The sequence below is a fragment of the Nostoc sp. CALU 546 genome, assembly GCF_048836525.1.
On the sequence record NZ_JAWJTF010000001.1, the window covers coordinates 210063 to 222911 of the forward strand.

Consider the following 12849-nt stretch of genomic DNA (forward strand, 5'->3'; position numbering starts at 1 on the left):
ATATCAAATGGGTCAAGCTAGGATTTTAGTCGTTGAAGATGAAGTGATTGTGGCTAGAACTATTGCTAGCCAACTCACTCAATTAGGATACATTGTTACGGGTACAGCTTCATCTGGAAAAGTTGCCATTGCCAAAGCATCGGAAACTCAGCCAGAACTAGTATTAATGGATATTATTCTTAAAGGTGAGATGGACGGTATTGCTACCGCTAGTCAGATCCGTGAGCAGTTAGACGTTCCTGTAATTTTTTTAACTGCTTATGGTGATGATCATACTTTAGAAAGAGCCAAACTTACCCAACCTTTCGGATACATTGTTAAACCATTTACTACAAAAGATTTAAGAATAGCGATCGAGATCGGTCTTTTAAAACACCAGTTAGAACGTGACCTGCGAGAGAATCGAGATCAGTTAGCAACCCTTTTAAATTCGATGAGTGATGCTGTCATCGCGACCAATGAGCAGGGAGCAGTGACATTCATGAATCCCGCAGCTGAGGCGCTGACTGGCTGGCAGCAAGAAGATGCTTTAGGAAATGAGGCGACGAAAATTTTTCATATTGTCGATGAAGTTACAGAGACTACATTAGAAAACCCTGTGACAAAAGTGCTACGGGAGCAACAAGTTGTTTATTTAGGGGAATTCACATCTCTGATTACAAAAAACGGAAAAAGAATTCCAATTGGCGATAGTGCTTCACCACTAAAACGAGGATCTGACCAGATAAATGGTGTAGTAGTTGTTTTCTGGGATCTTAGCGAACGACGCCAAACAAAATTGCTAGAGCAAGCATTAGAGAAGGAGCAAGAACTTAACCGTCTCAAATCACTATTTATCTCTACCGTATCTCATGAGTTTCGTAATCCGCTAACTGTTATTCAAACGGCAGTAGAACTCATCGAAATGCAAGGAGCAAATTTAACAGATGCAAAAAAAGGCGTTTATTTAAAGCGAATTCAAGGTGCTGTGCAATCTTTAGAAAAACTTATGGAAGAAGTGCTATTTATGGGTCGAGCGGAAGCAGAAAAACTCATATATAACCCTACTCCACTTAACTTACAGCAATTCTGTCGAGAGTTAGTCGAAGATTTTTCTATTGTTGAAACTAGCGTGTGTGAAATTGTTTTTACCTGTCATAGTGAAAACACATCTGCTGTAATGGATCAAGGACTCCTACATTATATGTTAGTAAATCTACTTTCAAACGCGGTTAAATATTCTCCCAGAGGAGGCAACATTCAGTTTGATTTAATATGCGACCCGATTGAGAAAGTAGCAATTTTTTATATTCAAGATCAAGGTATGGGTATTCCCGAAGCAGACCAAACTCGACTTTTTGAATCATTCTACCGAGCCTCAAATGTCCAATCAATTCAGGGTACTGGATTGGGGTTAGTAATCGTTAAAAGGTGCGTTGATGCTCATAGGGGTAAAATCAGTGTCACAAGTCAAGTTGGAGTCGGTACTAAATTTACAGTAATTTTGCCCTTAAATTCCGAATTATCCTTGACTGAAGCTATTTAAAGAAGGAACGGAAAGTAATAGAAAAGAGGAATTAGACCACACCTAAAACAGCCCGTGCTTAGTTACATATTTATCTTACTCCCAGAGATAAAACTCTTAATTATTCCCTATTCCCTATTCCCTATTCCCTGTTCCCTGTTCCCTATTCCCTATTCCCTATTCCCTATTCCCTATTCCCTATTCCCTGTTCCCTTTGGTAGTGACGCCATTTTTCTTCTTGACGCGCTCTTTTCTCTTCGGTGAGGCTATCAAAACAATAGGGACAAGAGATACCTTGCTCATACTTTGGAGACACCTTATCTTCCTCAGAAATCGGACGCCCACAACAGAAGCACCGCTCACAACTCCCTTCTTCTAATCCATGACTAACAGTTATCCGCTCGTCAAAGACAAAACATTCGCCTTGCCATAAACTTTCTTGTGCTGGAACTTCCTCCAAATACTTGAGAATGCCGCCTTTGAGATGATAGACTTCTGCAAAACCTTGGGCAAGCATAAAAGATGAGGCTTTTTCACAGCGAATGCCGCCTGTACAAAACAAAGCAACCTTTTTGTGTTTAGTTGGGTCGAGATGGTGACGCACATAATCGGGGAATTCTCGGAATGAGCCAGTTTGGGGATTTTCTGCGCCTTGGAAAGTACCGATATTTACCTCATAATCATTGCGGGTATCAATCACGGTTACTTCTGGATCAGAAATTAGATCATTCCATTCCTGGGGACTGACATAAGTACCAACTTGCTCATTTGGGTCAATTTCCGGCAACCCTAAAGTGACAATTTCTGGCTTCAACCGCACCTTCATCCGCTCAAAGGGCGGAGTTTCGGTATAGGACTCTTTAGATTCTAGGTCTGCTAAACGAGGGTCAGAACGCAAAAACCGGAGAACTGAGTCAATGGACTGACGCGAACCTGCAATTGTACCGTTAATGCCCTCTTGTGCCAGCAAAATAGTCCCCTTGACACCTTGGGCTTGGCAGTAAGACAGCAAAGGATCTCGTTTCTCGGCAAAATCTAGCAGCTTGACAAATTTATACAGTGCTGCAACAACTTGGATATTTTCTGGCTTCATCCCTTTGATAATGGAACAATATAAGTTACAATAACAACGGCAATCAAAGTTACCTACTATTTTAATTTTACGGGGGTTTAGCTCAGTTGGTAGAGCGCCTGCTTTGCAAGCAGGATGTCAGCGGTTCGAGTCCGCTAACCTCCATTGAAGATGTTTATTGAAATGTGTGATGCCTGGGTTGGGCTACACCTACGCATATACAAGCGCCTTCCAAGTAATAAAATATTCCAATATTTATTGTAGGATGGGCGTCTCACCTCTCCTGTGAACTCCGCGGGCTTTTCCGCCCATCCCACAAGTAGTTAGTAGTAATTTATCGAACAGAATTCAGGAGTCAGTCGTCAGAATGGGCTAAACCTTAGCTATCCGCTAACAGCAATGTTTTCTGTATGACTGGCGGTGCTTCGCAGCGTTAGCGAGTCCGCGTTAGCGAGTCTTCTCCCAAGGGGAGACGCCAAGGGCGAACGAGCGTCGCGTCTTTATTCTGACTCCTGTTAGCGGTAGCGGGGCGTTTAGCCCATTCTGACTTCTGAATTCTTCTTCAATTGTTGAAGTTTCCCTAGTTGACTTCTTGGGAAAAGTGGAAAGATAGGGCGATTAAGTACTGCTACAATAAGCGTCTTAGTTAGCATCATCCATAACTAGTTAATCAAATTTTGATTTATCTATACTTAGGGGGTTGTTTGAAAAAGCGTCCATTGGGATTAGTAGCAATTGTTCTCTACAAATCATTTGCCGCTTTGCTGCTTATGATTACTTCGATTGCTTTATTATTGACATTAAAAAATTATCAAACTCTAGAGGCTTTTTCAGAAAATTATGTTTTAGAAGGTAAGTCGATGATTATTGATTGGCTTTTAAAGAAAGTTATTAACTTAAATCCTCGAACCTTGGCATTTAGCGGTATTGGAACAGGAATATATGCTATTGTTACCACTATTGAAGCCATTGGTTTATGGTACGAAAAACGTTGGGCCCATGTCTTGGTATTGGGACTTGTCGGTATCAGTATTCCACCAGAAATTTATGAATTAATTCAGGGTATCTCTCCTATAAAAATGTTTATTTTTGTGTTGAACTTAGCTGTGTTTGGCTATTTATTCCGAAATTTTCCTAAAAATCAAACCACTGCGCGGAGTCATTAGTTATTACTCATTAGTCCAAGAGAAACACGCCCACTCTTTTAAGAAGCTCCAGGTTTACGCAAAACTAAGACCCCACGTTGTACAATCGCTAAAAATACAATCTGGAGAGCGACTTGCCTAGATCGATTCACTCTACTCAACCACCACTGAAATTTATTCCCCAACGATTGAACCCGCTGGTACTCCAGATTGTTCGGTGGTTATTGCCGATCGCACTACGGTTTCGCACTCGCCCTTGGCTACCAGCTGGAATTGTCAAGATTGAAGCCACGAATGTTGAGGTATTAGCTGAACTTTATCAACAATTCCAGGCTGGAAAAATTCGTTTTTTGTTGGCATTTCGTCACCCAGAGGTGGAAGATCCCCTCTGTATGCTGTATTTGCTTTCTCGCATTGTGCCACAAGTCGCTCGTCAGGAAGGTATTACACTACAATCACTGGTTCACAGCTATTTTCTCTATGATCGGGGTATGACGGTTTGGGCTGGAAAGTGGCTAGGTTGGTTGTTCTCTCGGCTGGGAGGTGTGCCGGTTCATCGCGGTAGGCGACTAGATCGGCAAGCTATCCAAACTGCACGAGAGTTGTTTGCTAATGGCGAACTACCGATCGCAGTGGCACCGGAAGGCGGTACTAATGGTCATAGTGGTATTGTTAGTCCACTGGAACCAGGTGTTGCTCAAATGGGGTTCTGGTGTGTAGAAGACTTGCAAAAAGCTAATCGGACTGAGACTGTGATCATTTTGCCGATCGCTATTCAATATCGTTACGCCGAGCCACCCTGGTCTAAACTGGATTGGTTGTTGAGTAAGTTGGAAGCTGATAGTGGCTTACCAGTAAAGGAAATTGATTCGGGCAATCGTGAAGAGATTTACTATCAGCGCCTCTGTAGGTTAGCTGAATATCTGATTACCGAGATGGAAGAGTTTTATCGTCGTTTCTATCATCAAGACATCCCAAAAACCATCTCAATTGATGAATCTGCTACTCCTAATCAGGTATTAATTGCCCGACTGCATCGCTTGCTAGATAAGGCATTACAAGTTACCGAGGAATATTTTGGAGTTCAGGCGCAGGGTAATTTTATTGACCGCTGTCGCCGCTTGGAAGAAGCTGGCTGGAATTACATTTATCGGGAAGATTTGCCAGATATCAATGCTTTAGCACCCTTTAAACGCGGTTTAGCAGACTGGATTGCAGAGGAAGCAGACTTGCGAATGCGGCACATGCGAATAGTGGAAAGTTTTGTTGCAGTCACAGCTACCTATATTCAGGAACAACCGACGACGGAACGGTTTGCGGAAACAGCTTTGCTTATATTCGATATGCTTTCCCGAATTCAAGATACAACGCTTCCGGGACGACCTCGGTTAGGTTTGCGACAGGCACAAATCACCGTGGGGGAGCCAATTTTAGTTACGGAACGCTTTCGCAATTGTCAGGGCGATCGCCTCGCGTCTAGACAAGCTGTGAGCGATTTGACAAAAGATTTACAGGTTGCTTTGGAGAAGATGATTGTGGGAAAAGGTTAAGGGTTAAGGGGTAAAGGATGTATTTAAAACCTTTCCCCTTTCCCCTTTCCCCTTTCCCCTTTAACCGAACTCTATTACCTGCTTCCTCACCGATACAGCCAAACCCGGAGTAGTGAAAGCAGTTGTTCAGTATCTACAGGTTTGGTAATGTAGTCAGAGGCTCCAGCTTGGATGCACTTTTCCTTGTCACCTGGCATAGCTTTGGCAGTTAAAGCAATTATTGGTAAGGAACGAAACTGTTGTTGCTGGCGGATGGCGCGGGTGGTTTCGTAACCATCCATTTCCGGCATCATGATATCCATCAAAACTATATTAATCTCAGGATTAGTTTGCAGCTTCTCTATGCCATCTCTGCCATTTTCGGCAAATAGCACTTGCATTTGATAACTTTCTAAAAAGCTGGTGAGAGCAAAAATATTTCGGAGGTCATCATCTACAATCAAAATTTTCCGATTAGCCAGCACCGGGTCAGTTTGATGTAATTGCTCTAGCATTTGACGCTTTGGTGGCGGCAAATTTGCTTGTACGCGATGTAAGAATAGGGCAGTTTCGTCTAACAACCGCTCTGGCGATCGCACATTTTTAATGATAATTGTCTCTGCTAGCCCCCGCAGTTGGGTTTCTTCTTGGCGGCTGAGTTCTTTGCCGGTGTAAACGATAATCGGCAGTTTCAAAAGCTTGGGTTCAAGTTTTATCTGCTCAATGAGTGTAAACCCACTCATATCGGGCAGACCCAGATCCAACACCATACAATCAAAGTGATGCGATCGCAAAATCAAGAGGGCTTCTGCTCCCGTACCCACTGCTGTACTTTGAACATCGCCATTACCGATCAGTTCGATAATACTTTGAGCTTGTACGGGGTCATCTTCTACGATGAGGAGATTTTTCACCTGACGTTCAATAAAGCCTTTAATCTCAGTCAATACTTGAGTTAGCGCTTCTGGAGAAACAGGTTTTTGTAGATAGGTAATCGCCCCTAGATGTAATCCCCGTTGCTGTCTTTCATCAACAGAAAGTATGTGTACTGGTATATGTCTGGTATCTGGTTTATGCTTCAGACGATCCAACACCGTCCAACCATCCATCTCTGGCATGTGGATATCTAGCATAATCGCATTGGGTTTAAACTGTTCTGCTAGTGCTAGACCTTGTTTGCTGTGTAAAGCAACAATGGTTTTAAAACCCTGCTCACGTGACATATCTAGTAAGATGCGGGCGAATTTATCATCATCCTCAATAATTAGCAAAACGCGATCGCCTGGTTGAATAATTTCCCGGTCATCTGGAATTTCGCTGGGGAAAGTGGTAAGTACTTTCGCGGATGCTGAAGTATCCACATTTGTGGATCTTTTTTCGACCATTGGTACTTCTTTTATGGTCGATGCTGCACTAATAGAGGTAGTTGGCTCAGGGGGTGGTGTAGTGAGAGGATTTTTAGCATTCTTTTCCTGTCGCCTGGGCAAATAGAGGGTGAAGGTGCTTCCCTGTTCTGGTTGGCTGATTAGTTCAATTCTTCCACCCAACAGTTGAGCCAATTCGCGGCTGATGGATAAGCCCAAGCCAGTTCCTCCGTACTTGCGGCTGGTAGTGCCATCTGCTTGCTGAAATGCCTCGAAAATAATCTTCTGCTTTTCGGCTGGAATGCCTATACCCGTGTCGCTAACTGCAAAAGCAATCATAGAATTATCAACTTGGGCTGCCTCATCTGCCATGCTAATTTGTAACTTCACGCCTCCCTGTTCTGTAAACTTAAAGGCGTTAGCTAGAAGATTTTTCAGCACTTGTTGCAGGCGTTTGGAGTCGTTATAAATTGTTGGTGGTAAATTCTCATCTAATTCAATAGTAAAACTGAGTTCTTTATTGTGAGCAAGTTGCCGGAAAGTCTGCTCTAGAGATGTCTGCAAATCTACTAAAGCAATTTGCTCAATATCGAGCAACATAGTACCCGACTCAATTTTTGCCAAATCTAGAATGTCATTAATTAACTCCAGCAAATCGTTTCCAGCCGAGTAAATAGTCCGGCTGTACTCTACCTGTTTGTCGGTCAAGTTGTTAAGAGAGTTATCTGCTAGCAGCCTTGCTAAAATTAACAGGCTATTTAACGGTGTCCGCAGTTCGTGGGACATATTCGCGAGAAATTCTGATTTATATTTGGAAGACAACGCCAATTGTTCCGCTTTTTCTTCCAAAGACTGTCTCGCCCGTTCAACTTCTTGGTTCTTGCGGGCAACTTCCCGATTTTGCACTTCTAACAATTCTGCTTTTTCTTCTAATTCCTCATTTAGTTGTTGCAATTCTTCGTTAGACTGCTTCACAAGAAATTGTGATTCTTGTAACTCGTGCGCCTGTTCTTCTAAGCGTTGATTGCTCTGCTGTAGTTCTTCTTGCTGGCTTTGCAGTTCTTCTGTTAAAGCAACAGATTCTTCAAGTAGTTGTTGGGTTTGCACTTGGGAAGCAATATTATTTAAAAATACACCAAGAATTTCACTCAATTGCTCTAGAAATTTTAGGTGCAACTCATTAAAAGGCCCAAAAGAGGCAAGTTCAATTACGGCATTTACTTGCATTTCAAATAGTATGGGCAACACAATAATATTTAGTGGCGGTGCTTCTCCCAAGCCAGAACTGATGCGGATATAGTCACTAGGAACTTCTGTGAGGAGGATTCTTTGTTTTTCGAGAGCGGATTGTCCTACTAGTCCTTCGCCCAAGCGAAACTGATTTGCCAAGTTTTTGCGGGCTTTATAAGCATAACTACTCAATAACTTCAGCATTGGCTGGTCGTTTACGGAGTCCATAACATAAAAAACGCCCTGGGATGCTCCAACCAGTGGTGCTAAATGCGACAAGATTAGGCTAGATACACTTTCCAGATTTCGCTTTCCTTGGAGCATTTGGGTAAATTCAGCCAAATTAGACTTTAGCCAGTTTTGCTCATCATTTTTTTTAGTTGTGTTTTGCAGATTAATAATCATCTGGTTGAAGGTGCGCGTCAACACACCAATTTCATCCTGGCGATCGCTATCTGGTAAACTTACCGATAAATCCCCATCCGCCATTTTTTCTGCTAAATCAGAAACTCGTTTCAGCGGTACTGAGATATGTCTGGTCAGGGAAAATCCAATTAAAGCTAAGATTACGGAAAATAAGGGAATACTATAGACAATACTGCCGAGCGTTTGCTGGGCAGCTGCTTGTGCCTTCTCAGAGCGCTGTTTCAGCAGTGCGCTCTCCTCAGTTTTCATCGCCTGAATAACTTTTTGGATTTGATCCATTAGCCGCTTACCCTCGTCTGTCAAAACAGCTTTTTGGGTAGCTTCTAAACCCTGGCTTTGCCGTATTTCAATGACATCTTTCATTACAGCCATTCTCTGCGTTAGCAATGGCTGCAACATATCAAGCCGATTTTGTTGGTTGGGGTTATCTGCTGTTAAATTTTGAAGTTCCTTAATTTTTTGATTTAGTGATTCAAGAGCAGCGTTATAAGGTTCTAAATAGCGCTTTTCTCCAGTAATAATGTAACCGCGTTGCCCAGTCTCAGCAGTTGTAAGTTGTAAGTTGAGGTCTTCAAGCTGACTCAAAACTTCGTAGGTATGGTTTTCTTTGCGTGAAGTTTCAATTAACTCATTGGTGCTATGGTAGGAGATTAGACCAATAGTGGTCAGAGTGGCCAAACTCAGGGCAAAACTTATTCCAATTTTGGTTCCAATCTTCAAACGGTTCAACATTATTCCAGGCAGGTATTCAAATCTTATAGAAATGGAAATAGGTTCAGAACCAGAAATGGGTAGGATTGGTTATGAAGCTACTATTTTACTATTTGAAACAGATATTATTTTACTCGAAGACTACCATCTTGTCGCTTAGGTTTTATGTTGACATGACATTTTTATCAAAAAATCAACACATATTTAATATTTTATTGTGATCGAAACAGAATTTAGGAGTCAGGAGTCAGGAGTCAGAATTCAGAATGAATTTTGTACGAGTGGCGGATAGCGCAGCTTTAGCGAGTCCGCGTTCGCGCTAGCGTCTCGTAGAGAACGTCTTAATTCTGACCGGAGCTAACAGAAACGTCTCCGGCTCCGCTCCTGAATTCTGATTTATAAATTCTTATTCAAGGTTAAACAAATTTTGTACTTAATAAAAAGGCTGGATAGTAAAAATTAAGTTTATCGAAAAAACGCAATTTCTAGAAACACTAAATATAGTGGCTTTTGCTGTTATAAATAATCAGACAGAATTAATTACGCAAGTTTTTTCTTGTAACCTGTTCCCTATCTCCACCAATGAATTTAATTGTGTCTGACTACTTGTATTACATCAATGCCATTGTAATCTTGATATTAACTTGACGTTTAGCTATAAGTTCGTAATAACCTGGCGATCGCTCCTAGACACATCAAGTTCAGATTGGCTATAGATACTCAAATGTTGGATATTGTTACTCTCTAAAATAGCTCTCGCACCTGCTATGTAAATATCAGTGCCTTTGATGACTACTAAGTAGTGGCCAAGAGTCACCTGATGTTCATAATATCCGGCTAGATCATCAGGAATTCCTAAATTAGTATAGTTATCTTGGGAACTGCTAATGTTTTCCTCAAGAATATCACTTAGACAGCTTGTATTTTGAGCAACTATTGATACTTGACTCATGGGAAAGCCAGCGGTTCTTAGTTCAGTCAGCGCTCTTTCTGCATGTTGGCGCGTATTAAAAACACCAACTGCGTATTTATAGCGACTATTTGGGGTCGAGTATGGCTCAGAAACGCTCCACTGTTGAGTATCACAGCGATTAAAAATTCTCTTAGCAATACGAATTTCTATATCTATGCCGGTTACTATCACCAAATAGTAACCTTTACAGACAAGATCGCTGTAACCCTGTGCTTGATTTTCAGAAATCCCTAAACTTAGCAATATACTAGGCAGACCACCTGTTAAAGTAGTAGCGATCGCAGTTGCATCTGCTCCGGCTAGCATAACTGAGCCTATACCAGGAATTGCCCTGAGAGCTAGACCGGATACTAAACCATCAAGACCGCCTAAAGTACTACTAGTAAAGGCTCCAGCAGCATTTTCTTCAGATGTATTGCCAGTGTGCTTTTTAACATCAACACCAGCAATATCACTTTCTTCTTCTGCATTCCGTGCAATTACAGAAACTTTTTGCATTGGAAAATTAGAAGCTTTTAGTTCCTGAAGTACCAATTGTGCATCCGAACATCTAGCGAAAACTCCTATAGTTCTTCGCTCTTTTTCTAATGTCATTTTATCGGTTTATTGCAGCTAGAAGTGATTCCCAAAACTGTTAATTTGAGCTAATTATACAGCTCGACGACTCAGCAAACCCCAAAGGAAAATCAGTAGCATAGCACCAAGAACAGCAAATAAGATGCTTCCTAGAGATAATGCTCCCACAGATGCAGCGGCGGCTGAACTACTACCTAGCAAAGCTTGACCCAAATAACCCCCAACTACGGCTCCAAGAATTCCTAATATAATTGTGGAGAGAATACCACCACCTTGAGTTCCTGGATAAAATAACTTAGCTAATGCACCTGCAATTAAACCTAAAACCAGCCAAGCAATAATATTAGTCATGTGAATTTCTCCTTCGTGAGAACCTACTTTGTTTACTTTTGACTATTTCATCTTAAAGTTTGCCTGCAAAATTCCTGATCTATCTAGAGAACTAATATCAAAAATCTTTAGATATCATTTGAATATTCATTATGCCGTATTCAGGGATCAATATTAGGAACGATTAGGAACTCGATTGGATTCCTCATATTACTTGTATAAGAAATAACGCCAACTAAATATGTACTAAGTTTTTTAGCAATCCGATTTGATTTCTGAAAAAATCTAAGTATATGTAGGGGAGCCAGCCGCGTAGGTGGGTTTCCCAACTTGAGCAGACTGGTGTTGCGTTACGGAAGCCATAGAGAATTCGGAAGCTACTAGCAATCCAATTGCTGCATTGGCTATACAAATGTCTATCGCTTGCTTACCGCAGAGGTTATCCCCATTTTCTTGTTATCAATTTTGTATTTTGTATTCTTCTTAAAAGCTGTCTAATTTATGGTAATTTAGCGATAAAGTTCATAGGATCTTTGAGAGTATTAGGATATTTCTGGAGAAAGCTATTAACTTTTTGCTTTTGATTATCATCTACAAATAAATTATAACTTTCGACAAAATTAAAGCTTCCTACTAAATACTTAGCCCCCAAATTAACTCTAGATAAAATAGTGTTTTCAGTTACATCATTGTGGCTAACCAGCCATCCTTTCCGATGTGATAAATAGAGTAATGTTGGATCACTCCCTGTAGTAGCAATTATTAGCGAATCAGGTGCAGTATTTTGTTTTACTTGCTGTGCCAGTTGAAAAACAGCAGATTTATCTATTCTTTCTTTGAACATATAATCAATACTGTAAATGACAGAACCAGCAGCTAAAGTTAGACATAATAAGACTACTATAATTTTTCTCTGATTCAATTTTTGAGCATTGTTATCGAAGTATTGACTACAAGCTTTACCCATAAATATCACTCCTGGAAGCATAAATTGGAGTTGGTAATATTCATGTACTAAGCTAGTAACTGGTACTAAAATCCAAGTTAAAATTACTGAAACTAACCAAATATCTAATACATATTCTTTTGAACTTTTTCTAGTAATGAACAATCCTAGTAAAAATATGGGTAAGCCAAAAATAGCAAAATGCCTGACAGCAGTTCTAAATAATATTTCTGTCCAGAAATGTAAGGTGAGTACAATATTATAGTTATATCTATTTGTTGAGCCTGACCAAAAGCCAAAAGTATTACCATATTCCAAGAATAGTTGATGAGCGTGGTAATACCATAAAACTACAGATGCTAGGATCAATATGCTATAAATCCACAGAGATAGTTGAGAAAAAACTTTGATACCAAATTTAGTCCACGCTAAGTAAAAAAGTGGAATTCCTAAATATATTATTGGTAAAACTTTGATTAGACATGCCAAGGCTACAAAGCTACCTGATAGGATTAAATCTCGCCATTTTTCTGATTCAAGCCCATTATTAAAATAGTATATGCCGATAATTGAACACATCAGCAGCATAGACTCTGGCTGAAAAGTTCTACTGTAATAAGTATTTAAAGGTAGAATTATAAAAAATAAGCAAGACCAAAATGCAACTTTCTTATCTAGAATCTTGCTAACAAATTGATATAAGAAGTAGGATGCTATCAAAAAACAAATAATTGATAATAGTCTACCCCAAAATTCTGAGACTCCAAAAACTTTGTAAATAAGAGCAACGATAAACGAATAAATTGGAAACTCGGTTTCACAATAGCCAGGAGAATTACCTCCCCAATCAATTTGAGGATAAAATAAATTAAAACCATTTTCATAAAAATTTCTGGCCATTGCTGCTGTATCTGACTGACGCCAGGAATGAATACCGATAATGGGCGAATTGATATTATAAATTCTGATAGCTATAGCTAGAGTTAACAAAAAAAAGATTGGCGATTTTTGGAAGCTGTTTGTAATCAGATTATTTTGCATAT

Annotated in this window: 8 protein-coding genes and 1 tRNA gene; 4 read left to right on the forward strand and 5 right to left on the reverse strand. The window is 40.4% G+C overall.

Features of this window, described 5'->3' with window-relative positions:
- The first annotated feature begins 7 nt into the window (after positions 1-7).
- Positions 8-1525 (forward strand): ATP-binding protein, encoded by a 1518-nt coding sequence (locus tag RRG12_RS00940; RefSeq protein ID WP_420758019.1) that lies wholly within the window; start codon positions 8-10, stop codon positions 1523-1525.
- 163 nt (positions 1526-1688) lie between these two features.
- Here the strand turns inward: RRG12_RS00940 and RRG12_RS00945 are convergent, their stop codons facing one another.
- Positions 1689-2597 (reverse strand): rhodanese-related sulfurtransferase, encoded by a 909-nt coding sequence (locus tag RRG12_RS00945; protein WP_069073000.1) that lies wholly within the window; start codon positions 2595-2597, stop codon positions 1689-1691.
- Positions 2598-2668: 71 nt separating this feature from the next.
- Between RRG12_RS00945 and RRG12_RS00950 the strand changes: the two genes are divergently transcribed.
- From RRG12_RS00950 to RRG12_RS00960, 3 genes are all read left to right on the forward strand, one after another.
- Positions 2669-2741: transfer RNA gene (locus tag RRG12_RS00950), tRNA-Ala, on the forward strand.
- Positions 2742-3280: 539 nt separating this feature from the next.
- Positions 3281-3742 carry a DUF2127 domain-containing protein gene (locus RRG12_RS00955; protein ID WP_069073001.1) on the forward strand — a complete coding sequence of 154 codons (462 nt, stop codon included), beginning with the start codon at positions 3281-3283 and terminating at the stop codon, positions 3740-3742.
- A 113-nt stretch (positions 3743-3855) separates the two neighbouring features.
- Positions 3856-5271 carry a lysophospholipid acyltransferase family protein gene (locus tag RRG12_RS00960; protein WP_420758020.1) on the forward strand — a complete coding sequence of 472 codons (1416 nt, stop codon included), beginning with the start codon at positions 3856-3858 and terminating at the stop codon, positions 5269-5271.
- 86 nt (positions 5272-5357) lie between these two features.
- Here RRG12_RS00960 and RRG12_RS00965 read toward each other — a convergent pair whose 3' ends face one another.
- From RRG12_RS00965 to RRG12_RS00980, 4 genes are all read right to left on the reverse strand, one after another.
- Positions 5358-9002, reverse strand: a complete 3645-nt coding sequence (locus RRG12_RS00965) for a response regulator (RefSeq protein WP_420758021.1) — start codon at positions 9000-9002, stop codon at positions 5358-5360.
- A 634-nt stretch (positions 9003-9636) separates the two neighbouring features.
- Positions 9637-10548, reverse strand: coding sequence for a hypothetical protein (locus tag RRG12_RS00970; protein WP_420758022.1), 912 nt, complete (start codon positions 10546-10548; stop codon positions 9637-9639).
- A 54-nt stretch (positions 10549-10602) separates the two neighbouring features.
- Complete coding sequence (locus RRG12_RS00975; RefSeq protein WP_069073005.1) at positions 10603-10881, reverse strand: GlsB/YeaQ/YmgE family stress response membrane protein; 279 nt, start codon at positions 10879-10881, stop codon at positions 10603-10605.
- A 478-nt stretch (positions 10882-11359) separates the two neighbouring features.
- Entirely contained in the window at positions 11360-12847 is a 1488-nt protein-coding gene (locus RRG12_RS00980) for an ArnT family glycosyltransferase (protein ID WP_420758023.1), read from the reverse strand.
- Between the last annotated feature and the right edge of the window lie 2 nt (positions 12848-12849).